This is a genomic window from Pantoea vagans (genome assembly GCF_001506165.1).
GTDB classification, from domain to species: Bacteria; Pseudomonadota; Gammaproteobacteria; order Enterobacterales; family Enterobacteriaceae; genus Pantoea; species Pantoea vagans_C.
The window spans coordinates 807403-834378 of sequence record NZ_CP011427.1 but is presented as its reverse complement, the minus strand read 5'-3'; the positions used below and the strand labels follow the sequence as shown (position 1 = coordinate 834378).

The following is a 26976-nucleotide window of genomic DNA, read 5'->3' as shown; positions in this document are numbered from 1 at the left end:
TTTTGGACGGCCCGTTGAGGCCGTCCGTCTCCGACGCCACACGTAAAATAAGGAATGACTATGCGCAAGACAGCTCTATTCGCCGCCGTCCTGACGACGTTTGCCGCGACGCACGTGTCCGCCGCCGACCTTCCGGGTAAAGGCATTACCGTTAAACCCGCCCAGAGCACCATTTCCGAAGAGACCTTCCAGACGCTGCTGGTGAGCCGCGCCCTGGAAAAACTGGGTTATACCGTCGATAAGCCGAGTGAAGTGGATTACAACGTGGCGTACACCACCATCGCCGCGGGTGATGCCACTTTTATGGCGACTAACTGGAAACCGCTGCACGATGATATGTACGCCGCAGCGGGTGGCGATCAGAAGTTTTACCGCGAGGGCACCTATGTTACCGGTGCGGCCCAAGGCTATCTGATCGATAAAAAAACGGCTGACCAATATCACATCACCAACATCGAACAGCTGAAAGATCCTAAAATCGCCAAGCTGTTTGATACCAACGGTGACGGTAAAGCCGATCTCACCGGCTGTACGCCGGGCTGGGGCTGCGAGGCGGTCATTAACCACCAGATTGATGCCTATAAGCTGAGTAACACCGTTGAGCACAATCAGGGTAACTACTCGGCGATGATCGCCGACACCATCACGCGCTTCAAACAGGGTAAACCGATTCTGTATTACACCTGGACCCCGTACTGGGTGAGCGACGTGCTGAAACCGGGCAAAGATGTGGTATGGCTGCAGGTGCCGTTCTCCTCAATGCCAGGCGCGCAGAGCAAAGTGGATACCAAATTGCCTAACGGCATGAACTATGGTTTCCCGGTGAACACCATGCATATCGTGGCGAACAAGGCCTGGGCGGAGAAGAATCCGGCTGCTGCCAAGTTGTTTGCTGAGATGAAGCTGCCACTGGCTGATATCAATGCCGAGAATGCCGCGATGCATGCAGGTCATGCTTCTGAAGCCGATATCAACAGCCATGTTGATGGTTGGATCAAAGGCCATCAGGCCCAGTTTGATAAGTGGATTCAAGACGCGCAGGCTGCTGCGAAGTAATGCCGTGGGCGGCCTGAAGGCCGCCCCTGAAGCTTTAACCGCCTTGCCCCAGCCAGATGTGCGCTATAGCGCACTGGTACGTCCTGTTAATTAACACACCATTGTAATAATTTTTTGGGTTACTATTACCCATATATGATTATTGACACCTTTCTGCCGCAATGAACGCCGACAAACTGCAACGCCATCACGCGTTAGCTGCATTGATGTCTGCTGTTCGCGCTTTTCTGCTTGCTAACCCTCTTGCCGGTCTCATCGGTAACACTGTGCAACCTCCTCGCATGGTGAAATTACGTCAGATCACTCACAAAAATCGTCATTTTCACTGGCACCATTTTTTCGGGCCGGACGTCAAGCAATCACATATTAACCATTTGATTTATAATCATAACATTTTTCATAAAAGTGTTTAGAAAGCGTAAAGACGCGTCCAAAATAGTGAGTGATACTATTCATTGATGATTGAGTTTGTTATGGTTAGCAGCACAGTTATTCACCACAGTTATTTTTTCTCGCGAAATTATTTATTCATAAAAAGGTTTCGCGAGGCGAATTGATGACAATGTGACCATGCAAAGTGGCGAGTTGTCGGGGCGAAGTGCCCAGGGTTACGGAATGACCTGGACGCCAGATGTTGACAATGTGATCGTGCGAACAATCACTGGCGGAAAATATGACTACGCTTAATCTGTCACCATCCTTACTATACCAGTTGCAACTAAGAGGTTTTTTTTAAAATGGAAAGTTCGTTTTCCCCCATTGAACAGATGCTAAACATCCGTGCTAACCGCCATAAAGATTTTCCGTTGCAGGAAATCATCCTGACTCGCCTGTGCATGCATATGCAGGGCAAACTGTTGGATAACCGCAACAAGATGTTGAAGGCGCAGGGAATTAACGAGACCTTATTCATGGCGCTGATCACCCTGGATGCGCAGGAAAATCAGAGCATTCAGCCGTCAGAACTGAGCTCCGCGCTGGGTTCTTCACGTACCAATGCCACCCGCATTGCCGATGAGCTGGAAAAGCGTGGCTGGATTGAGCGTCGTGAGAGTGAAAATGACCGCCGCTGCCTGCATTTACATCTGACCGAGAAAGGTAATGATTTCTTACGTCAGCTGCTGCCGCCACAGCATCAAAGTTTGCAGTATCTGTGGTCCTCGCTCTCTACCTCTGAGCAGGATCAGCTGGAGTCGATTACGCGTAAGCTGCTTAACCGCCTTGATAAGATGGACGAAGATCAGGTTATCGCTTCCCTGTCGCGCTAATAGCAAGAAGTGCGACACAATCACCTTCCGAAATCGCTATTTTAATCCCCTTTTATCCGGCCAGCGTCTAAAACGCTGGCTTTTTCGACTCGGAGATCCGTGTTGATGGATCGACACATCCCGACCAAATGGAAAACGTGGAGAACAACATGAGTGCGACAGCGGAAGCTCAAAGCCCGCAACAGCCAGCGAATAAAAAGAAGAAGCGCAAAGGTGTGCTGATCCTGCTGGCTATCGTGTTTGTACTGATTGGCTTGGCGTATCTGGCTTACTGGTATCTGGTGTTGCGCCATTTCCAGGAAACCGATGATGCCTACGTTGCGGGAAACCAGGTGCAGGTGATGGCACAGGTTTCCGGTAGCGTGAATAAAGTCTGGTTTGATAACACCGATCGCGTGAAAAAAGGCGATGTGCTGGTCTCGCTGGATAAAACCGATGCGGAACAAGCTTTTGAAAAAGCGCAGACCGCGCTGGCCACCAGTGTACGTCAGACTCATCAGTTGATGATTAATGGTAAGCAGTATCAGGCCACCATTAAACTGCAGCAAACGGCGTTGGATCAGGCTGAAGCCGACCTGCAACGCCGCATACCGCTGGGTGCCTCGAATCTGATTGGCCGGGAAGAGTTGCAACACGCACGTGATGCCGTTGCGACCGCAAAAGCGCAACTGGATGTCGCCGTTCAGCAATACAATGCGAACCAGGCGATGATCCTGAATACCGATTTGGCTAACCAGCCGGCGGTGAAGCAAGCCGCGGCCGAGCTGCGTGATACCTGGCTGGCGCTACAACGTACCGACATTCGCAGCCCGATTGATGGCTTCATTTCACGTCGTAGCGTACAGGTAGGTTCTCAGATCTCCACCAGCACGCCTCTGCTGGCGGTGGTGCCTGCCACCAATTTGTGGATTGATGCCAACTTCAAAGAAACGCAACTGTCTGGTGTGCGTATTGGCCAACCGGCTACGGTGGTCAGCGATATCTACGGCGATGATGTGGAGTATCACGGTAAAGTCGTGGGTCTGGATATGGGTACCGGTAGCGCCTTCTCACTGCTGCCCGCACAGAACGCCACGGGTAACTGGATCAAAGTGGTTCAGCGCTTGCCGGTGCGTATTGAGCTGGACCCACAGCAAGTGGCCGAGCATCCGCTGCGTATTGGCCTCTCTACCCTGGTGAAAGTGGATACCCAGAATAAAGACGGTGCCACATTAGCCAGCAGCGTGCGTTCGCAAGCCGCTTATGAAAGTAATGCACTGGCAATCGATCTTGCGCCAGTTAATCAGCTGATTACTGACATCGTTCGTGCCAACGCTGACTAATTTTGCGGGAGGCTGTGATGGCACAAAAACCGCTTGAGGGAGCACCGCTGGTCCTGATGACCATTGCCTTATCACTGGCAACGTTCATGCAGGTGCTGGACTCCACCATCGCTAACGTGGCGATCCCAACGATCGCCGGTAACCTCGGTGCCTCGAACTCGCAAGGCACGTGGGTGATTACCTCATTCGGGGTGGCAAACGCCATCTCGATACCCATCACCGGTTGGTTAGCCAAACGTATCGGTGAGGTAAAGCTGTTTACCTGGTCAACCATTCTGTTTGTGCTGGCATCGTGGGCGTGCGGCATGTCAGAGAGCCTGGAGATGCTGATCTTCTTCCGCGTCATTCAGGGTGTGGTGGCCGGTCCGTTGATTCCACTGTCGCAAAGTTTGCTGCTGAATAACTATCCCCCCGCGAAGCGCAGTGTGGCGCTTTCGTTGTGGGCGATGACGGTGATCGTGGCACCGATCTGCGGTCCGATTCTGGGCGGCTGGATCAGTGATAACTACCACTGGGGCTGGATCTTCTTTATCAACGTGCCGATTGGTGTGGTGGTGGTGTTACTGACACTGCAAACCCTGCGCGGCCGTGAAACTAAGACGGAAATTCGCCCAATCGATATGGTCGGTCTGGTGCTGCTGGTGGTGGGGATTGGCTCACTGCAGGTGATGCTGGACCGCGGTAAAGAACTGGATTGGTTTAGCTCGACAGAGATTATTGTTTTGGCGGTGGTCGCCGTGGTGGCGCTGTTAGTACTGCTGGTGTGGGAGCTTACCGATGACCATCCAATAGTTGATTTGTCGCTGTTTAAAAAGCGCAACTTTACCATTGGGTGTTTGTCGATCAGTCTGGCTTATATGCTCTACTTCGGCTCGATAGTGCTTCTGCCGCAGCTGTTGCAGGAGGTATACGGCTACACTGCCACCTGGGCAGGTTTGGCATCGGCTCCGGTCGGTATTATCCCGGTGATCCTGTCGCCGATTATCGGCCGTTTCGCCCACAAGCTGGATATGCGGCGTTTGGTGACCTTCAGCTTTATCATGTACGCCGTCTGTTTCTACTGGCGCGCTTACACTTTTGAGCCGGGGATGGATTTTGGAGCGTCGGCGTGGCCGCAGTTTATTCAGGGCTTTGCCGTGGCCTGCTTCTTTATGCCATTGACCACCATTACGCTGTCGGGATTGCCGCCAGAGCGCATGGCGGCGGCATCAAGCTTGTCGAACTTTGTGCGTACGCTGGCCGGTTCTATCGGGACCTCGATCACCACCACCATGTGGACTGACCGTGAATCGATGCACCACAGCTATTTGTCGGAATCGGTGAATCCGTTCAACCCGAATTCGCAGCAGATGTATGACCAACTGCAAAGTATCGGCATGACGCAGCAGCAGGCTTCAGCCTATATCGCGCAGCAAATTACCAATCAGGGTCTGATTATCTCAGCGAATGAGATCTTCTGGGCTTCGGCAGGGGTGTTTTTGATCTTGCTGGTGCTGGTATGGTTTGCGCGTCCGCCATTCGGTGCAGGCGGTGGCGGCGGTGGCGCTCACTAAGTTTGCAAATAAAAACGGGCCTGAGCGGCCCGTTTTCTTTTATGCGTTCTGACGCCACCACTCGGCAAGCAGAATACCGGTTGCGACCGATACGTTGAGGCTTTCAACGTTGCCTGTACCACCAATCGACAGGCTGATATCGCCCTGCTGGAAGGCGCTGTCGGACAGCCCCTCACGCTCCTGACCTAATACCAGAACCATCTTCGCTGGCAGCTCAGCTTTCGCCAGTGGCGTGCCTTCATGGCTGGAAGTAGTGACGATGGTGTAACCGGCTTTACGGAAGGCTTCGAGGCCACTGGCAAAACTTTCACCACTGATCGCCTGAACATGCTCAGCACCCCCTTCTGCGGTGCGGACTGCCGCGCCCGATTCCAACAGAGAGGCATCGTTCACCAGCAAACCTTTAACACCGAAGTGGGCGCAGCTACGCATGATGCCGCCCAGGTTGTGCGGGTTGCTGACATCTTCCAACGCCAGCACGCAATCTTTGGTATCGGCCTTTTTCAGCCACTCGGAGACTTCCATGCCCATGCGCTTCTTAATAATGAAGCACACGCCACCGTGGTGTTCAGTGCCTGATGCCTTGGTCAGCTCGGCATCATCCACCACATGGTAAGCTTTACGGTTGGCCGCTAACCAACGCAGGGTTTCACGGAAACGTGGCGTCACGCTCTGGATAAACCAGGCACGCACAATGCTTTCCGGACGGCTGGCAAACAGCGCCTGACAAGCATTCTCACCATATACGCGCGTCTCTTCCTGACGTTGACGGCGGATCTGCTCGGGATCAATCACTGGCTTGTTGCTTGCCGCGTCATCAATCTGGCTGTCATCGGCCACTGGCGGGCGTGAAACGGTGCGCCACGGCGAATCACCGAAGCTGCGGTTGTCATCACGATCGTCGCGGCGACCGAAGCTGCGGCCACGTTCGCTGTTGCGCGCATCACGCTGAGCGGAACCACGCCCCGCTGGCGCGCCGCTACGGCCACCCTCTTCATTATTACGTGCGCTGCGAGGGCCAGAACGACGATTATCTTCCTGGCGCGCAGCAGGACGGCCGCCTTTGCCGGTACGGGGATTGGGCTTTTGCCCTGCATCCTCATCACGTACATACATCACTTTTACCTTGCCGCTTTTGCCTTTAAATTCGTCGTTCATCTGTTCCTCCAGCATTGAGAGCGCGAAGATTACCTGATGTGTCGGTGCTTAGCTATCAACTATTGAACCTATTGGGCAATCCAGATTGAGCATAGCACTCAACCTTTTCATAATGTCCGACAATCATGATATTTACAGGTCCGGTTAGAGGTGACGATGAATACTGTATGTGCCTCCTGTCAGGCAACGAATCGCGTTCCCGAGGAGCGTATTACCGATGGCGCGAAATGTGGTCGCTGCGGTGAGCAATTGTTTAATGGTGAAGTCGCGAATGCCACCGCCGCCACGCTGGATAAATATTTGCAGGACGACCTGCCGGTGGTCATCGACTTCTGGGCGCCCTGGTGCGGCCCGTGCGTCAACTTCGCACCGGTGTTTAAAGATGTCGCCGACGAGCGTCGGGGCAAAGTACGTTTTGTGAAGGTGAACACCGAGGCTGAACCCACTCTCAGTGCGCGTTTCCGTATTCGCAGCATTCCTACCATCATGTTGTTTAAAAATGGCGAAATGGTCGACATGCTGAACGGTGCCATGCCTAAAGCGCCGTTCAACGAGTGGCTCGACGAGTCACTGTAACCCTTTTGAGACCAGCCCTGTGCTGGTCTTGCTTTGTGGCATCCATTACACTGTCGTTTTTCCTGCCTGCGATCCTATGTCTGAAAATGCCGTCCTGCGCTTACGTGCGCAACGTTTAGCGCGTGCTACACGCCCCTTTCTTGCCCGAGGCAACCGCGTATTGCGCTGCCAGCGCTGTCTTTTACCGAAAAAAAACTGCCTGTGTGCCACGCTGCAGCCGCAGCAAGCGCGCAGTCGTTTTTGTCTGGTGATGTTCGACACCGAACCGATGAAGCCGAGTAATACAGGGCGTCTGATTGCCGATGTGTTGCCTGATACGCTGGCATTCGGTTGGTCACGCACTGAGCCAGATGAAGCCCTGCTGGCGTTGATGAAAACCACCGATTATCAACCGTTGGTGGTGTTTCCAGGCTCTTATGCCGATGCCGGTCGTGAAGTGCTCACCACGCCACCGCTCACGGGCAAGCCGCCGCTCTTTATTATGCTGGATGGTACCTGGACCGAAGCGCGCAAGATGTTCCGCAAAAGCCCGTGGCTGGATGCCTTTCCGGTGATGTCCTTGAATGTCTCCACTCCCTCACGCTATACACTGCGTGAAGCCCACGGCGAAGGGCAGCACTGCACCGCTGAAGTGGCTGCCGCACTGCTGGAACAGGCTGGGGATATTCAGGCTGCACAAGCGCTACAACAACATTTCGAGCATTTCCGCCATGCGTATCTGGCGGGTAAACCGCACCATCCTGTGCACTATCAGCAATCACTATTGAATAGCGAAATCTAAAGCCTGCGATCCGCGAGTCGGCAAGTAGACTAAAAAGCGTTTACAATCATGCCAGTCTTGATGTCAGGAGCGGATGATGAGCCAACGTGGTCTGGAAGCACTGTTACGACCTAAATCCATTGCGGTGATTGGCGCGTCGGTACAACCGGGACGCGCCGGCTACTTTATGATGCGTAACCTGCTGGCGGGTGGTTTTAGCGGCCCAGTGCTGCCGGTAACACCGAAGTACAAAGCAGTCAGCGGCGTACTGGCCTGGCCGGATATTGCCAGTCTGCCGTTTGCGCCCGACCTCGCCATCATCTGTACCCATGCCAAACGAAATCTCGAGCTACTGCAGCAACTGGGTGAAAAAGGCTGCAAGGCCTGCATCATTCTCTCCGCTCCTGCCAACCAGCTAGAAGAATTAAAAGCCTGCGCCAGTCAGTGGCAAATCCGACTGCTCGGCCCCAATAGCCTGGGATTACTGGCACCATGGCAGGGACTGAACGCCAGCTTTTCTCCCGTACCCATCGCTAAAGGGCGTATTGCGTTTATCTCCCAGTCGGCGGCGGTCTCCAACACCATTCTTGACTGGGCGCAACAGCGTAATCTGGGCTTTTCCTGGTTCATCGCCTTGGGCGACAGTCTGGATATCGACGTGGATGACCTGCTGGACTTCCTCGCGCGTGATGGCAAAACCAGCGCCATTTTGCTTTATCTCGAACATCTCAGCGATGCCCGCCGCTTTGTTTCAGCATCACGTAGCGCATCGCGTAATAAACCGATTTTGGTGATTAAAAGCGGACGCAGCCATCAGGCGCAGGCCATGATCGGTACGCGCAGCGGACTGGATGCCGCCTGGGATGCAGCGATTCAGCGTGCAGGTCTGCTGCGGGTGCAGGATACGCATGAACTGTTTACAGCGGTGGAATCGCTCAGCCATATGCGCCCGCTGAAGGGCGACCGTTTGATGATCGTCAGTAATGGCGCAGCGCCTGCAGCACTGGCACTGGATGAGCTGTATGCGCGTAATGGCAAGCTGGCCACGCTAAGCGAAGACACTTTGCAGGGGCTCGCGGGATTACTGCCGGAAGGGGTTGGACGGGGCAATCCGCTGGATTTGAAGGACGATGCCACACCGGCACGCTATGTCGCCTGCATCGAGCAACTGCTGGATAGCCACGAACTGGATGCACTGATGATTATTCATGCCCCGAGCGCCGTCTCCCCGTCGAGTGAAACGGCCAATCAGATTATTGCCGCGGTGGCGAAACATCCCCGTGGTAAGCAGGTGACGCTTCTCACCAACTGGTGCGGCGAATATTCATCTCAGGCGGCTCGTCGTGCCTTTACTGAAGCAGGCATTCCAACCTGGCGTACGCCTGAAGGCACGGTTACTGCGTTTATGCATCAGGTTGAGTATCGACGTAACCAGAAACAGCTGCGCGAAACCCCGGCTTTACCTGTCGGCTTGACGCAAAACAGCGCACAGGCGCATCAGCTGATTCAACAAGCGCTGGACCACGGAATCACCACACTGGATACCCACGAAGTCCAGCCCGTGCTGCAAGCCTACGGTTTGTCGACGCTGCCAACGTGGATTGCGAGCGATAGCCAGGAAGCCGCCAGCATCGCCGACCAGATTGGCTATCCGGTGGCGCTTAAACTGCGCTCACCCGATATCCCGCATAAATCCGACGTTCAGGGGGTCATGCTGTATCTGCGAAGTACGGCTGAAGTCGAACAGGCGGCAGAGGCCATTTTTGATCGTGTGCGTCATACCCATCCCCATGCACGCATTGATGGGCTGCTGGTGCAGAGTATGGCGAACCGCGCGGGCGCGCAGGAACTTCGCGTGGTGGTGGAACAGGATCCGCTGTTTGGCCCCATTATTATGCTGGGTGAAGGTGGTGTGGAGTGGCAGCCAGATAAGCAGGCTGCCGTTGCCCTGCCGCCACTGAACATGACGCTGGCGCGTTATCTGGTGATTCAGGCGATGAAAAGTGGCAAAGTGCGCAGCCGCAGCGCGTTGCGCCCACTGGATATCGCCGGTTTGAGTCAGTTGCTGGTTCAGGTTTCCAACCTGGTGGTGGATTGCCCGGAAATCCAGCGGCTGGATATCCATCCTCTGCTCGCTTCCGCCGATGAGTTCACATTACTTGATGTCACTCTCCAGTTAGCCCCCTTTAACGGCGATAACGAGACCAGACTGGCTATCCGCCCTTATCCGCATCATCTCGAGGAGCAGGTCGAACTGAAAGATGGCCAGCACTGTCTGTTCCGGCCGATTCTGCCAGAAGATGAGCCGCAGCTGCGCGCCTTTATCGCCCAGGTGACCAAGGAGGACCTCTATTATCGTTATTTCAGTGAGATCAACGAGTTCACCCATGAAGACCTCGCGAATATGACGCAGATCGATTACGACCGTGAAATGGCGATTGTTGCCGTACGGCAACATAACGGCAGTGAAGAGATTATTGGGGTGACGCGTGCCATCTCTGATGCCGATAACATTGATGCCGAGTTCTCTGTATTGGTGCGTTCCGACCTGAAGGGGCTCGGGATGGGCAGACGTTTGCTGGAAAAGATGATCCGCTACACGCGCGATCATGGCCTGCAACAATTGAACGGTATCACCATGCCACACAACACCGGCATGATTACGCTGGCACGAAAACTCAATTTTCGTGTGAATATTCAATTGGATGATGGGATCGTCAGTCTGAATTTGCCGCTCGGCGAATCCCAGGGCTGACCTGTACAGAAAGGTAAAAATCCTCCTTATCATGCCGGTTGATGTTATTATTTAACGTTAGGATCATGATTTGATGGCAAAAGGCCATGCAATGAACAGAGAAGAAGTGCACTGTGATGTTGTCTAAATTCAAACGTAATAAACACCAACAACACCTCGCACAGCTGCCTAAACTGTCACAATCCGTGTCAGATATAACCACGCTTTACTCGCCTGCCGAGTTCCGTGAGACCCTGCTGACGAAAATTGCCACGGCAGAGAAGCGCATTTGCATTACTGCACTGTATCTGGAAAACGATGACGGTGGTCGGGGGGTGATGCAGGCGCTTTACGCTGCGCGCCAGGCACGCCCAGAGCTGGACATCAGCATTCTGGTGGACTGGCATCGTGCGCAGCGAGGCCGAATTGGTGCCGCGCGTGGGCTGACGAATGCCGACTGGTATTGCGAAATGGCCGCCCAACATCCAGATATCGCGATTCCGGTGTATGGCATCCCGGTGAATACCCGCGAGGCACTCGGCGTACTGCATCTGAAAGGCTTTATCATTGATGATACGCTGCTGTATAGCGGTGCCAGTCTCAATGATGTTTATCTGCATCAACATGATCGATATCGCTATGACCGCTACCAGCTGATCCGCAATCCAAAGCTGGCCGATACGCTTTACGCCTGGATTTGCGAGAATCTTAAGCAGTCTGATGCGGTTAACCGCCTCGATCAAACTGAACGCCCATCTAGCCCTGAAATCAAAAATGAAACCCGTCAGTTCCGTCAGGATCTGCGCAGTTTTAACTATCAGTTTGCCGGGGATGCCGATAACGAGTCATTGGCTGTTACACCATTGGTTGGGTTGGGTAAACGCAGCTTACTCAACAAAACCATCTTCCACCTGATGCCCTGCGCAGAACGTAAACTGACGCTCTGTACTCCCTACTTCAACCTGCCAGCCATTCTGGTGCGTAACCTGATCCATTTACTGCGTCAGGGTAAAGAAGTTGAGATCATCATCGGTGATAAAACCGCCAATGACTTTTACATCCCACCTGAGCAGCCGTTTAAAATCATCGGCGCCCTGCCCTATTTGTATGAGATCAACCTGCGACGTTTCCTGAGCCGCTTGCAGTATTATGTGAATAACGGGCAGCTTACGGTGCGCTTGTGGAAAGATGGCGAGAACAGCTATCACCTCAAGGGGATCTGGGTCGATGATGAGTGGATGATGATCACCGGCAATAACCTCAATCCTCGCGCATGGCGACTGGATTTGGAAAACGCGGTGCTGATTCACGATCCCAAAAATGAGTTGGCTGAGCAACGCGAGAAAGAGCTGGCACTGATTCGTCAGCACACCAGCGTGGTTAAGCATTTCCGCGAGCTGGAGAGCATTTCTGATTACCCTGCGAAAGTCCGCAAGCTGATACGCCGTTTGCGCCGTATCCGTATTGACCGCTTAATCAGCCGCTTGTTGTAACCGATGCGTGCGCTCATCCTCTGCGTGGTTTTAAGCTGTAGTGGATGTGCGCATGTGGCGCAGGATAACTGGACTGGCAGAGATAAAGCGGAGCACTTCTTCTCTTCTGCTGCTTTGGCCGCTGCGGGGAGCGAAATTTCCCAACATCAGCATCAAGGACGGGGACAGAATCTGCGGTTTGGCTTTCTGTTCTCACTCAGTTTTGGTGTGGGAAAAGAGTGGTATGACAGCCGCTCAGCAGGGAGCGGCTGGAGTTGGAAGGATCTCAGCTATGATGTGGCAGGTGCAGCGACAGGCATTGCACTGTGGAATCTGAGCCAGTAATCATCACAGCGAAATGCCCTTGCCTTTACGATGCAGCATAAGCGAAACCAGAAACGCCAACGCGCCCATCGCCGAGACATACCAGAAGAAGCTGGTTTCAATTCCCTCTTTCTTTAGCAGTAACGCCACGTATTCTGCCGAGCCACCAAAGATCGCATTCGCCACTGCATAAGACAGACCCACACCGAGCGCACGGACTTCTGGTGGGAACATTTCCGCTTTAAGGATACCGCTGATGGCGGTGTAAAAGCTGGTGATGATCAGCGCCAGCATGATTAATGCAAACGCGGCGAAACTGCTTTGAACATTCTGCAGCATCATCAGGATCGGGACAGTACAAATTGCTGCACCCGCGCCAAAGATCATCATTGAAGATCGACGACCAATCTTGTCAGAAAGCGCGCCCACGATCGGCTGAATCAACATGAAGACCAATAACGCGCCTGTCATCAGTCCACTCGCACTACGGGCATCCATACCTGCGGTATTAACGAGATACTTTTGCATGTAAGTGGTGAAGGTATAGAAGCTGAGCGAACCTCCGGCAGTAAACCCGAGCACCATCAGGAAGGCACGAGAGTGGTTGCGCAGCAGGCCAAAGATACTACCCGCATCACGGTGTTCGCGGTTTTTCTTCTCGGAAGTTTCATTCAGTGAGCGACGCAACCAGAGCGCGACAACAGCCAATACCGCCCCGAGGAAGAACGGAATGCGCCAACCCCAGCTGCGTAGCTCTTCATCACTCAATATCTGCTGTAGAACCACGACAGTCAGTACTGCCAACAGTTGGCCACCAATCAGCGTGACGTATTGAAAGGATGCGTAAAAGCCTTTACGGCCTTCCAGCGCCACTTCACTCATGTAGGTAGCGCTGGTGCCGTACTCGCCTCCCACCGATAACCCTTGAAACATACGCGCCAGCAATAAGATCACCGGTGCCGCCACACCAATTTCACCATAGCCCGGTAGACAGGCGATGACTAACGATCCCAGACACATCATGCAGACGGAGATCAACATGGAGTTTTTACGCCCATGTCGGTCTGCAATGTAACCAAATAGCCAGCCACCAATCGGGCGCATCAAGAAACCCGCAGCAAATACGCCGGCTGTTTGCAGTAATTGCGTGGTGGTGTCGCCTGTTGGAAAAAATACATGAGCAAAATAGAGAGAAAAAAATGAGTAAACGTAGAAGTCGAACCATTCGACCAGGTTGCCTGAAGATGCGCCAACAATCGCCCAGATGCGTTGTTTGTTACTTACCACCGATGCTGTCGGCGCCATTTTTTGTTGTAGTGAGTCAGTCATGTCTTACCTCTTTCCTTGCGATAAATTAATGCCAAAGGATTGATTAAAGCATTTGTGAGTCGGTTTCGGGAAATATAGCGGGGTGGATGTGACAAATTGTGATGCTGAAAGGGGTTTTAGGGTGAGTTTTTCACTGATTTTCATGCAAATTCATTGTCCTGCAGACATACATTCAGTGATCTAAAGACGCAAATTCAGTGTTCTACAGACGTAAATTCAGTGATCTGCAGACGTAAAAAAGCCCTGAACTTTCGTTCAGGGCTTCTTCACTTGTTTGATGCCTGGCAGTTCCCTACTCTCGCATGGGGAGACCCCACACTACCATCGGCGCTACGGCGTTTCACTTCTGAGTTCGGCATGGGGTCAGGTGGGACCACCGCGCTACAGCCGCCAGGCAAATTCTTTGTGTTCTGTCCTGTGTCTTTTGTGCTGATGCGGCGTTGCCTTCTCTCGCGTTACTCAGTCACATACTTGTGTATGCTCCTTCGTTCCGTCTCGGTCGGCGCCTTGCCTCAGCGCAAAATCCTTCGGACTCATGTCCGCAGAACAAAACTAAATCTAAAATCCGGTGAACTAAGCTGAAAATCTACTTTTGCGTCTTCTCAAAAACGCCTCTGGCGTTGTAAGGTTAAGCCTCACGGGTCATTAGTACCGGTTAGCTCAATGCATCGCTGCACTTACACATCCGGCCTATCAACGTCGTCGTCTTCAACGTCCCTTCAGGAGCATCAAGTGCTCAGGGAGAACTCATCTTGGGGCAAGTTTCGTGCTTAGATGCTTTCAGCACTTATCTTTTCCGCACTTAGCTACCGGGCAATGCCATTGGCATGACAACCCGAACACCAGTGGTGCGTTCACTCCGGTCCTCTCGTACTAGGAGCAACCCCCCTCAATTCTCCAGCGCCCACGGCAGATAGGGACCGAACTGTCTCACGACGTTCTAAACCCAGCTCGCGTACCACTTTAAACGGCGAACAGCCGTACCCTTGGGACCTACTTCAGCCCCAGGATGTGATGAGCCGACATCGAGGTGCCAAACACCGCCGTCGATATGAACTCTTGGGCGGTATCAGCCTGTTATCCCCGGAGTACCTTTTATCCGTTGAGCGATGGCCCTTCCATTCAGAACCACCGGATCACTATGACCTGCTTTCGCACCTGCTCGAGCCGTCACTCTCGCAGTCAAGCTGGCTTATGCCATTGCACTAACCTCCTGATGTCCGACCAGGATTAGCCAACCTTCGTGCTCCTCCGTTACTCTTTGGGAGGAGACCGCCCCAGTCAAACTACCCACCAGACACTGTCCGCAACCCGGATTACGGGTCTACGTTAGAACATCAAACATTAAAGGGTGGTATTTCAAGGATGGCTCCACGCAGACTGGCGTCCACGCTTCAAAGCCTCCCACCTATCCTACACATCAAGGCTCAATGTTCAGTGTCAAGCTATAGTAAAGGTTCACGGGGTCTTTCCGTCTTGCCGCGGGTACACTGCATCTTCACAGCGATTTCAATTTCACTGAGTCTCGGGTGGAGACAGCCTGGCCATCATTACGCCATTCGTGCAGGTCGGAACTTACCCGACAAGGAATTTCGCTACCTTAGGACCGTTATAGTTACGGCCGCCGTTTACCGGGGCTTCGATCAAGAGCTTCTCCTTGCGGATAACCCCATCAATTAACCTTCCGGCACCGGGCAGGCGTCACACCGTATACGTCCACTTTCGTGTTTGCACAGTGCTGTGTTTTTAATAAACAGTTGCAGCCAGCTGGTATCTTCGACTGCCTTCAGCTCCGTCCGCGAGGGACTTCACCTACCGACAGCGTGCCTTCTCCCGAAGTTACGGCACCATTTTGCCTAGTTCCTTCACCCGAGTTCTCTCAAGCGCCTTGGTATTCTCTACCTGACCACCTGTGTCGGTTTGGGGTACGATTTCGTGTTACCTGGAGCTTAGAGGCTTTTCCTGGAAGCAGGGCATCAGTTACTTCACCACCGTAGTGGCTCGTCATCACACCTCAGCGTTAAAAGAGTTCCGGATTTACCTAAAACTCCCGCCTACATGCTTAAACCGGGACAACCGTCGCCCGGATAACCTAGCCTTCTCCGTCCCCCCTTCGCAGTAACACCAAGTGCTGGAATATTAACCAGCTTCCCATCGACTACGCTTTTCAGCCTCGCCTTAGGGGTCGACTCACCCTGCTCCGATTAACGTTGAACAGGAACCCTTGGTCTTCCGGCGAGCGGGCTTTTCACCCGCTTTATCGTTACTTATGTCAGCATTCGCACTTCTGATACCTCCAGCAGCCCTCACAGGCCACCTTCAACGGCTTACAGAACGCTCCCCTACCCAACAACGCCTAAGCGTCGCTGCCGCAGCTTCGGTGCATGGTTTAGCCCCGTTACATCTTCCGCGCAGGCCGACTCGACCAGTGAGCTATTACGCTTTCTTTAAATGATGGCTGCTTCTAAGCCAACATCCTGGCTGTCTGTGCCTTCCCACATCGTTTCCCACTTAACCATGACTTTGGGACCTTAGCTGGCGGTCTGGGTTGTTTCCCTCTTCACGACGGACGTTAGCACCCGCCGTGTGTCTCCCGTGATAACATTCTTCGGTATTCGCAGTTTGCATCGGGTTGGTAAGCCGGGATGGCCCCCTAGCCGAAACAGTGCTCTACCCCCGAAGATGAGTTCACGAGGCGCTACCTAAATAGCTTTCGGGGAGAACCAGCTATCTCCCGGTTTGATTGGCCTTTCACCCCCAGCCACAAGTCATCCGCTAATTTTTCAACATTAGTCGGTTCGGTCCTCCAGTTAGTGTTACCCAACCTTCAACCTGCCCATGGCTAGATCACCGGGTTTCGGGTCTATACCCTGCAACTTAACGCCCAGTTAAGACTCGGTTTCCCTGCGGCTCCCCTATACGGTTAACCTTGCTACAGAATATAAGTCGCTGACCCATTATACAAAAGGTACGCAGTCACCTAACAAGTAGGCTCCCACTGCTTGTACGTACACGGTTTCAGGTTCTGTTTCACTCCCCTCGCCGGGGTTCTTTTCGCCTTTCCCTCACGGTACTGGTTCACTATCGGTCAGTCAGGAGTATTTAGCCTTGGAGGATGGTCCCCCCATATTCAGACAGGATACCACGTGTCCCGCCCTACTCTTCGAACTCACAGAAGGTGTGCTTTTGTGTACGGGAGTATCACCCTGTACCCTGCGACTTTCCAGACGCTTCCACTAACACACCAGCTGATTCAGGTTCTGGGCTGCTCCCCGTTCGCTCGCCGCTACTGGGGGAATCTCGGTTGATTTCTTTTCCTCTGGGTACTTAGATGTTTCAGTTCCCCAGGTTCGCCTCGTAACACTATGTATTCATGTTACGATGATGCACAGAGTGCACCGGGTTTCCCCATTCGGACATCGTCGGCTGTAGCGGTTCATATCACCTTACCGACGCTTTACGCAGATTAGCACGTCCTTCATCGCCTCTGACTGCCAGGGCATCCACCGTGTACGCTTAGTCGCTTAACCTCACAACCCACAGGCGTTTTACAACGCATGCAAGCTGCAAGCATTTGAGAGACTCGAACATGTCATCATTCATTTCTTATTACGGAGAAATGAACCGACACGTCGTTTCAATTTTCAGCTTGTTCCGGATTGTTAAAGAGCATAATACTTCGCAGCACACCGTTGCCGGTACACTCTGAAGTATTGGTTTGAGTCACTGTAATGGTGGAGCTAAGCGGGATCGAACCGCTGACCTCCTGCGTGCAAGGCAGGCGCTCTCCCAGCTGAGCTATAGCCCCATACAGTTACTGCAGAGACCATCTACTACCACTCACCAGGAGTCACATCCTTCTCACGAAGAATGCTAATTTCTTCTCAGGCAAGGCAAAGGGTCGCGACGTATAGTTCACTATACGAGCGGCGCTTTAACGCAGCATGAGGAGAAATTTGGTAGGCCTGAGTGGACTTGAACCACCGACCTCACCCTTATCAGGGGTGCGCTCTAACCACCTGAGCTACAAGCCTGTAGAGGTTTTTTCTGCTCGTTACTTTTCTATCAGACAATCTGTGTGAGCACTGCGCGGGAAGGTATCTTCAGGTAAGGAGGTGATCCAACCGCAGGTTCCCCTACGGTTACCTTGTTACGACTTCACCCCAGTCATGAATCACAAAGTGGTAAGCGCCCTCCCGAAGGTTAAGCTACCTACTTCTTTTGCAACCCACTCCCATGGTGTGACGGGCGGTGTGTACAAGGCCCGGGAACGTATTCACCGTAGCATTCTGATCTACGATTACTAGCGATTCCGACTTCATGGAGTCGAGTTGCAGACTCCAATCCGGACTACGACGCACTTTATGAGGTCCGCTTGCTCTCGCGAGGTCGCTTCTCTTTGTATGCGCCATTGTAGCACGTGTGTAGCCCTACTCGTAAGGGCCATGATGACTTGACGTCATCCCCACCTTCCTCCAGTTTATCACTGGCAGTCTCCTTTGAGTTCCCGGCCGAACCGCTGGCAACAAAGGATAAGGGTTGCGCTCGTTGCGGGACTTAACCCAACATTTCACAACACGAGCTGACGACAGCCATGCAGCACCTGTCTCAGAGTTCCCGAAGGCACCAAAGCATCTCTGCTAAGTTCTCTGGATGTCAAGAGTAGGTAAGGTTCTTCGCGTTGCATCGAATTAAACCACATGCTCCACCGCTTGTGCGGGCCCCCGTCAATTCATTTGAGTTTTAACCTTGCGGCCGTACTCCCCAGGCGGTCGACTTAACGCGTTAGCTCCGGAAGCCACTCCTCAAGGGAACAACCTCCAAGTCGACATCGTTTACGGCGTGGACTACCAGGGTATCTAATCCTGTTTGCTCCCCACGCTTTCGCACCTGAGCGTCAGTCTTTGTCCAGGGGGCCGCCTTCGCCACCGGTATTCCTCCAGATCTCTACGCATTTCACCGCTACACCTGGAATTCTACCCCCCTCTACAAGACTCTAGCCTGCCAGTTTCGAATGCAGTTCCCAGGTTAAGCCCGGGGATTTCACATCCGACTTGACAGACCGCCTGCGTGCGCTTTACGCCCAGTAATTCCGATTAACGCTTGCACCCTCCGTATTACCGCGGCTGCTGGCACGGAGTTAGCCGGTGCTTCTTCTGCGGGTAACGTCAATCGATGAAGCTATTAACTCCACCGCCTTCCTCCCCGCTGAAAGTACTTTACAACCCGAAGGCCTTCTTCATACACGCGGCATGGCTGCATCAGGCTTGCGCCCATTGTGCAATATTCCCCACTGCTGCCTCCCGTAGGAGTCTGGACCGTGTCTCAGTTCCAGTGTGGCTGGTCATCCTCTCAGACCAGCTAGGGATCGTCGCCTAGGTGAGCCATTACCCCACCTACTAGCTAATCCCACCTGGGCACATCCGATGGTGTGAGGCCCGAAGGTCCCCCACTTTGGTCCGAAGACGTTATGCGGTATTAGCTACCGTTTCCAGTAGTTATCCCCCTCCATCAGGCAGTTTCCCAGGCATTACTCACCCGTCCGCCACTCGTCACCCGAGAGCAAGCTCTCTGTGCTACCGTTCGACTTGCATGTGTTAGGCCTGCCGCCAGCGTTCAATCTGAGCCATGATCAAACTCTTCAATTTAAAGTTTGATTTGCTGCAACCAGTGCAGCGATGCTCATCTGTAAAACGTCATAATGAATTTCATTATGTGTTCACTCGTGAGACTTGATATTTTTTACGTCCGGAGACGTTGATATCAATCCTGCGAGTGCCCACACAGATTGTCTGATAAATTGTTAAAGAGCGGTGCAATCAGCGCCTTAAGCTGCTGTTGCGAGGTGGCGTATATTACGCCTTCCTCCTTCAGAGTCAAACACTTTTTTCAGCGCTTTTCTCTGGCGGGGTGAATCACTTCACTCCCTGCTGAGCCGTCTGCGTTGCCGCTTTGCCGTCTCAGTGGTGGCGCAGTATAGGGATTTCTTTTGGGCTGACAAGCGCTAATTTAAAGTTTTTGCACGACAGCTCAACTTTTAACCCAAACGATGTAAAACCGACCTGTTTCTTGTGATGCGCCATAAAAAAACGGGCCCGAAGGCCCGTTTTGGTCAGTTCAAATTACTGATGTGCGACGATGGCATCGTCTTTAACATCCATTTCAATGGTTTTGCCCGGAACGAAAGCACCAGAAAGAATCTTCTGCGCCAACGGGTTTTCAATTTGCTGTTGAATCGCACGTTTCAATGGACGCGCACCGTACACTGGATCGTAACCATTCTCGCCCAGCAGCTTCAGCGCGGCATCGGTGATATGTAACTGGTAGCCACGTTCTTCCAGACGTTTATACAAACGCTGGAGCTGAATCTGCGCGATTGAGGCAATGTGTTTTTCTCCCAGTGGATGGAACACCACCACCTCATCAATACGGTTAATGAACTCTGGACGGAAATGCGCCCCAACCACAGACATCACCATATCTTTCATTTCAGGATAATCCAGTGACCCGAAGCGCTCCTGAATCAAGTCCGATCCAAGGTTAGATGTCATGATTACCACCGTATTACGGAAATCAACAGTCCGGCCTTGACCATCGGTTAAGCGTCCATCATCCAATACCTGCAACAAAATGTTGAACACGTCAGGGTGCGCTTTCTCAACTTCGTCCAGTAAAATGACGGAATAAGGGCGACGACGTACCGCTTCCGTCAGATATCCCCCCTCTTCATAACCCACATAGCCCGGAGGTGCCCCCACTAAACGTGAGACAGAGTGTTTCTCCATGAACTCCGACATATCAATACGCACCATGGCGTCGTCGCTGTCGAACAGGAAATTGGCCAATGCTTTACACAGTTCGGTTTTACCGACACCGGTTGGCCCCAGGAACAGGAACGAACCAATCGGACGATTAGGATCGGATAAACCTGCACGGCTACGGCGAATAGCATTGGATACGGCTTCCACCGCCTCATTTTGCCCAATCACACGGGCATGAAGTTCCTGCTCCATACGCAGTAATTTTTCACGCTCACCTTCCATCATGCGCGCCACTGGAATACCCGTCCAACGCGCCAGCACATCGGCAATCTCCACATCCGTCACGCGGTTGCGTAACAGCTTCATGGTTTTGCCTTCTGACTGGGTCGCAGCGGCTAGCTGTTTTTCCAGTTCAGGAATTTTGCCGTATTGCAGTTCCGACATTTGGCCAAGGTCGCCCACACGTCGCGCTTGCTCAAGCGACAAACGTGCTTGCTCCAACTCCGCCTTAATGTTTTGCGTGCCGGTTAAAGAGGCTTTTTCTGCTTTCCACTCTTCTTCCAGCTCGGCGTATTCACGCTCTTTCTGATCGAGTTCGGTTTCCAGCATCTCCAGACGCTTGATGCTGGCATCATCCGACTCTTTCTTCAGCGCCTGCTGTTCGAGCTTTAACTGGATGATGCGACGATCGAGACGGTCAAGCGACTCGGGCTTGGAATCCATCTGCAGACGAATGCTGGATGCAGCCTCATCAATTAGATCAATGGCCTTATCCGGCAACTGACGATCAGCGATATAACGATGCGACAGGGTTGCCGCTGCCACAATCGCTGGATCGGTGATCTGCACATGGTGGTGAAGCTCATAGCGCTCTTTCAAACCACGCAGAATAGCGATGGTGTCTTCCACACTCGGCTCTGCCACAAAAACTTTCTGGAAGCGACGTTCCAGCGCAGCATCTTTTTCGATGAACTGACGATATTCGTTTAACGTCGTGGCACCCACGCAATGCAACTCACCGCGAGCCAGAGCGGGTTTCAGCATATTACCGGCATCCATGGCACCATCCGCCTTACCGTCGCCGACCATGGTATGCAATTCGTCGATAAACAGAATGACGTTACCTTCCTGTTTCGCTAAATCGCTCAGCACACCTTTCAGACGCTCTTCAAATTCGCCGCGATATTTTGCACCCGCCACCAGCGCGCCCATATCCAGTGCCAGCACCCGACGGCCTTTCAGCCCTTCCGGCACTTCACCATTGATAATGCGTTGTGCTAAACCTTCGGCAATGGCGGTTTTACCTACACCCGGTTCACCAATTAATACTGGGTTATTCTTGGTACGACGTTGCAACACCTGAATGGTGCGACGAATCTCTTCATCACGACCAATAACCGGATCTAACTTGCCGAGTTCGGCGCGCTCGGTTAAATCAATGGTGTATTTTTTCAAAGCCTGGCGCTGATCTTCAGCTCCTTGATCGTTCACGTTCTCTCCTCCCCGCAATTGCTCGATGGCCTTAGCGAGTTTTTCAGAGGTTGCGCCAGCAGACTTAAGGATGTCCGCCAGCGAACCGCGAGAGTCGAGGGCCGCCAGAACAAATAATTCAGATGATATAAAGTTGTCGCCGCGCTTTTGCGCCAGCTTGTCGCACAAGTTCAGCACGCGAATTAAATCGGCTGATGGTTGCACGTCGCCATCGGTGCCTTCTACCTGAGGCAGACGGTTAATGGCTTGTTCGATGCTGGAGCGAAGTCCAGCGACGTCGGTCCCTGCTGCACTGAGCAATGGACGCACCGATCCACCTTCCTGATTGAGCAAAGCGCTCATCAAATGAAGGGGTTCAATAAATTGATTGTCGTGTCCCAGAGCAAGGGACTGAGCATCGGCAAGGGCCAACTGGAATTTGTTAGTAAGACGATCCAGACGCATGATTCCTCCAATACAGGTCAAAATGCTACTGGAGATTAAATGAGGTCATCCCTCAAATTTTCAAGGTTAATGACCTGCATTGTGAGTAAAAAATACGCTACTGGATCGTCTTGCGGCGTAAGGTTATCTCAGCCAAATCAAAGTTGCCATACGCCCGGTGATTCCGTTGCGTCGGAAGGAGAAAAAATCAGCAGACTCAGTGAACGTGCAACGCTGCGAACCACTGACAGAACGCACGCCTGCGGCCTGTAAGCGCTGGCGAGCCAATTGCCAAATATCAGCAAAATATTTATCACCCACCGGACGAAAAGCCGCATCGGCTTGCGCATTATGAGCCATAAAAGCGGTGCGGACCTCTGGACCCACTTCAAACGCATCAGGCCCGATTGCCGGACCAAGCCAGGCGTGAATCGCGCTGGCGGGACAATGAAATTGCGCCAGAGTCTGCTCAAGCACACCATTACACAGCCCACGCCAGCCCGCATGCGCGGCCGCTACTTCACTGCCATCATGGCTACAAAACAGTACAGGCAGGCAATCTGCCGTCATCACCGCACAGACGACGCCCGATTCCCGCGTAATGGCGGCATCAGCATTCGGCAACGCTTCATCTGCAGGTAGGCGAGCCACCGCGTGTCCGTGAACCTGGTTAAGCCACTGCGGCATGGAAGGCAACACACCCTCGGTTAAGCGTTGGCGATTTTGCAGCACATGCATTTCATTATCGCCAACGTGTACCCCAAGATTCAAAGAATCCCAGGGTGCCACGCTGACTCCGCCGTGGCGCGTGGTAGAACATGCCTGGACACGCTGCGGAGCAGGCCAGTCCGGGATGATCCACTCACTCACAGCCAGTCCATCTGATCGCGGAACTCGTGAGTATCCGCTTTAAGTGCGTCGATCAGATCGACCATGTCCTGCGGTAATGGCGCATGCCACTCCATTTCAATCCCAGTGATGGGATGATAGAGACGCAGCATCGTGGCATGCAGAGCCTGACGATCGAATCCGCGCAGTGCGGCGATGAATTCATCCGATGCCCCTTTCGGTGGACGCGGACGACCGCCGTACAGCGGATCACCAACCAGAGGATGGTTGATATGCGCCATATGCACACGAATCTGGTGGGTACGCCCGGTTTCCAGACGCAGACGCAAACGCGTGTGCGCACGGAAATGTTCCATGATGCGGTAGTGCGTCGTAGCGGGTTTCCCCATTGGATGAACAGCCATATGAGTGCGCTTAGTCGAGTGACGTGCCATCGGCTCGTTGACTGTGCCACCTGCCGTCATGGTGCCAATCGCCACCGCTTCATACTCACGGGTGATTTCACGCAGTTGCAGTGTTTCCACTAAGTGTGTTTGTGCCGGAACTGTCTTCGCCACCACCATCAATCCCGTGGTGTCTTTATCGAGACGGTGCACAATGCCTGCACGCGGAACGTCGGCGATGGGCGGGTAATGATAAAGCAGCGCATTCAGCACGGTACCATCTGGGTTACCGGCCCCCGGATGCACCACCAGGCCACGCGGCTTGTTGATGACCAGGATATCGTCATCTTCGTAGACGATGTTCAAGGGAATATCTTGCGCTTCCCAGCGTTGTGCTTCTTCGATTTCAGCATCGATTGACACCAGCTCACCGCCGAAAACTTTCTCTTTCGGTTTGTCGATGATGGTGCCGTTGACGCTGACGCGACGCTCGAGGATCCACTCTTTTATGCGAGAACGTGAATAATCAGGGAACAATTCCGCCAAAGTCTGATCTAAGCGTTGTCCAAGCTGTGCTTCGGACACCGTTGCGGTGAGTTGAACTTGTTGTGCCATATACAGCTTCTTCGTTAACGTTGGGTTTTCACGGCGATGCCGTTTAATATAATGTGCTATCGTACCAGGCCATAACCGGGAGCTTAACGGACAGCTTCCGCTACAACACTTTGAGGATAATCATTTCGTCATGACGCGTATGAAACATCTGGTGGCTGCTGCCACATTGAGCCTGAGCCTGGCTCTGGTGGGTTGTTCCGGCTCATCGGATCCGGTCCCGGACAGCCCGCCATCTGAAATTTACGCCACAGCCCAGCAAAAGCTGCAGGACGGTAACTTTAAAGCGGCGATTAAGCAACTGGAAGCACTGGATAACCGCTATCCATTTGGTCCTTATTCGCAGCAAGTACAGCTGGATTTGATCTACGCGTATTACAAAAATGCCGATCTGCCACTGGCGCAAGCCGCTATCGCACGCTTTATGCGTCTCAATCCGACTCATCCAAACATCGACTACGTCATCTATATGAAAGGTCTGACGGATATGGCGTTGGATGATTCTGCACTGCAGGGCTTCTTCGGTATCGATCGTTCTGATCGTGATCCGACGCACGCTCGTGATGCTTTCCGTGACTTCTCTCAGTTACTGCGCAGTTATCCTAACAGCCAATATGCTGATGATGCGCAGAAACGTTTAGCCTACCTGAAAGAGCGTCTGGCGAAGTATGAACTCTCGGTGGCGCAATTCTATACCAAGCGTGGTGCCTATGTCGCCGTTGTTAACCGCGTTGAAGGGATGATGAAAGATTTCCCGGACACCGAAGCCACACATAAAGCACTGCCATTGATGGAAAATGCCTATCGCCAGCTGCAGTTGACAGCAGAAGCCGATAAGGTGGCAAAAATCATCGCGGCGAATAGCCAGTTTTGATTTACTGCCCATAAAAAAAGCAGCCGTAATGGCTGCTTTTTTTTGCTGAAAAATCAGCCAACTTACTGATTTTCCGCTGCGGTTAACTCATCAATCTTGCCCCGTTCACCTTTGTGCTTCAAGCATTTTCCGTGACTTTCTCAGCCTTTCTCACAATTCACTGGCCTTGACAAAAAGTGACATCCTAATGTGATCTAGATCACATATTTTCTTAATATCCGCGGTATGCTGGACCTACCCAGACGGAAATGACAGAGAGGTTTAACTATGATTCTGAACATTACCAGCAAACAAATGGATATCACTGCGGCAATCCGCAACCATGTCGAAGACCGTCTCGCCAAGCTGGAAAAATGGCAAACTGACCTGATTAACCCGCATATCGTGTTATCGAAAGAGCCAAAAGAATTTGTGGCTGATGCCACAATCAATACGCCAAACGGCACGCTGGTCGCCAGCGCGAAACACGAAGACATGTATACGGCCATCAATGACCTGATTGCCAAGCTGGAACGACAACTCAATAAAGCGCAACACAAACCCGAAGCACGTCGTGCTACCAGCAGTATGAAAGATTTCACCCCTGCAGGATAACCCCCCATTTTCCAGCAACGCGCCTACGGGCGCGTTTTTTATTGACAGCTTTTGAGCACTGCGGTTAATCTCACTTCACTTCTTACAGGAAACACACATGAAACATTTACCGTTCTTCTTCGCATTCTTTTTTACCTTCCCCTGATTGGGAGGCGATTCGTCATGTGAAAATGAATGCGAAGACGAACAACAAAGCCTCCCAACCGGGAGGCTTTTTTATTGGACATTTTACAGGTGAGCCCTATGAACCCCGAAAATCCGCTGCTGGCATTACGCGATAAAATCAGCGCCGTTGATGAAAAGCTGTTAACGCTGTTGGCTGAACGTCGTTCGCTGGCGGTTGAAGTGGCCCAAGCCAAACTGGCCACACATCGCCCCATTCGTGACGTTGAACGCGAGCGCGCACTGCTGGAAACGCTGATTACATTGGGCAAGAAACATCAGCTGGATGCACACTACATTACACGTTTGTTCCAACTCGTCATTGAAGATTCGGTTCTCACCCAACAAGCGCTACTGCAAAAGAATCTCAATCATCCACATGCACACGCACCACGTATCGCCTTCCTCGGCCCGAAAGGTTCTTACTCTCACCTTGCTGCACGTAAGTACTCGGCGCGCCATTTTGATTCAATGGTTGAAATCGGTTGTCTGAAATTCCATGACATCATTCATCAGGTGGAGATTGGCCAGGCCGATTACGCAGTGATGCCGATTGAGAACACCAGCTCAGGTTCAATCAATGATGTTTATGACCTGCTGCAACAAACCTCACTCTCCATCGTGGGTGAACTGACCATCCCCATCGAACACTGTGTGTTAATCAACGGTAATACCGATCTGCAGCAAATTGAGACGGTTTATAGCCATCCACAACCTTTCCAGCAGTGCAGCCAGTTCATTAATCGCTTCCCGCAGTGGAAAATTGAGTACACCGAAAGCACCGCTGCCGCCATGGAAAAAGTGGCAGCCATGAACTCACCGAAAGTTGCAGCGTTGGGGAGTGAAGCGGGCGGGGAATTGTATGGCTTGCAGGTGCTGGAACGTGATTTGGCAAATCAACAGCAAAATCACACGCGCTTTATCGTTCTGGCTCGTAAGCCAGTTGAAGTCTCCAGCCAGGTACCAGCCAAAACCACATTGATCATGGCAACGGGCCAGCAAGCCGGTGCGTTGGTCGACGCGTTGCTGGTACTGCGGAACCATAATCTGATCATGAGTAAGCTGGAGAACCGTCCGATTAACGGCAATCCGTGGGAAGAGATGTTTTACATTGATGTGCAGGGCAATCTGCAATCAGAAAGTATGCAGCTCGCCCTGAAGGAATTGCGTGAAATGACCCTTTCACTGAAAGTGTTGGGATGCTATCCAGGTGAAAATGTTGTGCCTGTGGAACCACGCCTGTAAAAGTAAAAAGGCATCCTTGCGGATGCCTTT

The 26976-nt window shown here is 52.6% G+C and carries 18 protein-coding genes, 2 tRNA genes, 3 rRNA genes and 1 other annotated feature; of the genes, 13 read left to right on the top strand and 10 right to left on the bottom strand.

The window, feature by feature from the left end:
* The first annotated feature begins 60 nt into the window (after positions 1–60).
* The 4 genes from proX (at position 61) to emrB (ending at position 5199) form a co-directional block, all read left to right on the top strand.
* Positions 61–1056: a glycine betaine/L-proline ABC transporter substrate-binding protein ProX gene (proX, locus tag LK04_RS03795; RefSeq protein ID WP_039333554.1), complete on the top strand. Its 996-nt coding sequence runs from the start codon at positions 61–63 to the stop codon at positions 1054–1056.
* Between the two features lie 737 nt (positions 1057–1793).
* A complete protein-coding gene (gene mprA / locus LK04_RS03785; protein WP_039333557.1) occupies positions 1794–2324 on the top strand; it encodes a transcriptional repressor MprA in 531 nt (176 codons plus the stop codon).
* Positions 2325–2473: 149 nt separating this feature from the next.
* Entirely contained in the window at positions 2474–3646 is a 1173-nt protein-coding gene (gene emrA / locus LK04_RS03780) for a multidrug efflux MFS transporter periplasmic adaptor subunit EmrA (RefSeq protein ID WP_039333579.1), read from the top strand.
* 14 nt (positions 3647–3660) lie between these two features.
* The gene (gene emrB / locus LK04_RS03775) at positions 3661–5199 is read left to right on the top strand and encodes a multidrug efflux MFS transporter permease subunit EmrB (protein WP_102136000.1); all 1539 of its coding nucleotides are present in this window, start codon (positions 3661–3663) and stop codon (positions 5197–5199) included.
* A 39-nt stretch (positions 5200–5238) separates the two neighbouring features.
* On the opposite strand, the gene LK04_RS03770 is transcribed toward emrB, so the two are convergent.
* Positions 5239–6357: a tRNA/rRNA methyltransferase gene (locus LK04_RS03770; RefSeq protein ID WP_039333562.1), complete on the bottom strand. Its 1119-nt coding sequence runs from the start codon at positions 6355–6357 to the stop codon at positions 5239–5241.
* 156 nt (positions 6358–6513) lie between these two features.
* On the opposite strand from LK04_RS03770, the gene trxC reads away from it, so the two are divergent.
* From trxC to LK04_RS03745, 5 genes are all read left to right on the top strand, one after another.
* A complete protein-coding gene (gene trxC / locus LK04_RS03765; protein ID WP_039333564.1) occupies positions 6514–6933 on the top strand; it encodes a thioredoxin TrxC in 420 nt (139 codons plus the stop codon).
* A gap of 76 nt (positions 6934–7009) precedes the next feature.
* Positions 7010–7714 (top strand): tRNA-uridine aminocarboxypropyltransferase, encoded by a 705-nt coding sequence (locus LK04_RS03760; protein ID WP_039333565.1) that lies wholly within the window; start codon positions 7010–7012, stop codon positions 7712–7714.
* Positions 7715–7790: 76 nt separating this feature from the next.
* The gene (locus LK04_RS03755) at positions 7791–10448 is read left to right on the top strand and encodes a bifunctional acetate--CoA ligase family protein/GNAT family N-acetyltransferase (protein WP_039333567.1); all 2658 of its coding nucleotides are present in this window, start codon (positions 7791–7793) and stop codon (positions 10446–10448) included.
* A 116-nt stretch (positions 10449–10564) separates the two neighbouring features.
* Positions 10565–11920 (top strand): CDP-diacylglycerol--serine O-phosphatidyltransferase, encoded by a 1356-nt coding sequence (gene pssA / locus LK04_RS03750; protein WP_039333569.1) that lies wholly within the window; start codon positions 10565–10567, stop codon positions 11918–11920.
* Positions 11921–11923: 3 nt separating this feature from the next.
* Positions 11924–12244: a YfiM family lipoprotein gene (locus LK04_RS03745; RefSeq protein WP_039333571.1), complete on the top strand. Its 321-nt coding sequence runs from the start codon at positions 11924–11926 to the stop codon at positions 12242–12244.
* Positions 12245–12247: 3 nt separating this feature from the next.
* Here the strand turns inward: LK04_RS03745 and LK04_RS03740 are convergent, their stop codons facing one another.
* The 9 genes from LK04_RS03740 to rluD form a co-directional block, all read right to left on the bottom strand.
* A complete protein-coding gene (locus tag LK04_RS03740; protein ID WP_039333573.1) occupies positions 12248–13552 on the bottom strand; it encodes an MFS family transporter in 1305 nt (434 codons plus the stop codon).
* A 279-nt stretch (positions 13553–13831) separates the two neighbouring features.
* Positions 13832–13947 (bottom strand): 5S ribosomal RNA (gene rrf, locus LK04_RS03735).
* A 229-nt stretch (positions 13948–14176) separates the two neighbouring features.
* A 23S ribosomal RNA gene (locus LK04_RS03730) occupies positions 14177–17082 on the bottom strand.
* Between the two features lie 202 nt (positions 17083–17284).
* Positions 17285–17360, bottom strand: a tRNA-Ala gene (locus LK04_RS03725).
* A 149-nt stretch (positions 17361–17509) separates the two neighbouring features.
* A tRNA-Ile gene (locus tag LK04_RS03720) sits at positions 17510–17586 on the bottom strand.
* Positions 17587–17660: 74 nt separating this feature from the next.
* Positions 17661–19200, bottom strand: a 16S ribosomal RNA gene (locus tag LK04_RS03715).
* Together the 16S, 23S and 5S rRNA genes with 2 tRNA genes alongside form the textbook arrangement of a ribosomal RNA operon.
* A 474-nt stretch (positions 19201–19674) precedes the next feature.
* On the bottom strand, positions 19675–22248 hold the full coding sequence (gene clpB, locus LK04_RS03710; RefSeq protein ID WP_039330828.1) for an ATP-dependent chaperone ClpB: 2574 nt from the start codon (positions 22246–22248) through the stop codon (positions 19675–19677).
* A 123-nt stretch (positions 22249–22371) separates the two neighbouring features.
* The gene (gene yfiH / locus LK04_RS03705) at positions 22372–23097 is read right to left on the bottom strand and encodes a purine nucleoside phosphorylase YfiH (protein ID WP_039330826.1); all 726 of its coding nucleotides are present in this window, start codon (positions 23095–23097) and stop codon (positions 22372–22374) included.
* Positions 23094–24074 carry a 23S rRNA pseudouridine(1911/1915/1917) synthase RluD gene (rluD, locus tag LK04_RS03700; RefSeq protein WP_039330824.1) on the bottom strand — a complete coding sequence of 327 codons (981 nt, stop codon included), beginning with the start codon at positions 24072–24074 and terminating at the stop codon, positions 23094–23096. The genes yfiH and rluD overlap by 4 nt, the downstream gene beginning before the upstream one ends.
* Before the next feature lie 130 nt (positions 24075–24204).
* Here rluD and bamD point away from each other — a divergent pair, with 130 nt between their 5' ends.
* The 4 genes from bamD to pheA all read left to right on the top strand — a co-directional run bounded on the left by bamD (position 24205) and on the right by pheA (position 26946).
* The gene (gene bamD, locus LK04_RS03695) at positions 24205–24945 is read left to right on the top strand and encodes an outer membrane protein assembly factor BamD (RefSeq protein WP_039330822.1); all 741 of its coding nucleotides are present in this window, start codon (positions 24205–24207) and stop codon (positions 24943–24945) included.
* Between the two features lie 267 nt (positions 24946–25212).
* Positions 25213–25539, top strand: coding sequence for a ribosome-associated translation inhibitor RaiA (gene raiA / locus LK04_RS03690; protein WP_039330820.1), 327 nt, complete (start codon positions 25213–25215; stop codon positions 25537–25539).
* A 96-nt stretch (positions 25540–25635) separates the two neighbouring features.
* Positions 25636–25760, top strand: a sequence feature (Phe leader region).
* The gene (gene pheL, locus LK04_RS20465; RefSeq protein ID WP_100703679.1) at positions 25637–25684 is read left to right on the top strand and encodes a pheA operon leader peptide PheL; all 48 of its coding nucleotides are present in this window, start codon (positions 25637–25639) and stop codon (positions 25682–25684) included. It overlaps the preceding feature by 48 nt.
* 22 nt (positions 25761–25782) lie before the next feature.
* The gene (pheA, locus tag LK04_RS03685; protein WP_039330818.1) at positions 25783–26946 is read left to right on the top strand and encodes a bifunctional chorismate mutase/prephenate dehydratase; all 1164 of its coding nucleotides are present in this window, start codon (positions 25783–25785) and stop codon (positions 26944–26946) included.
* Positions 26947–26976 lie beyond the last annotated feature (30 nt).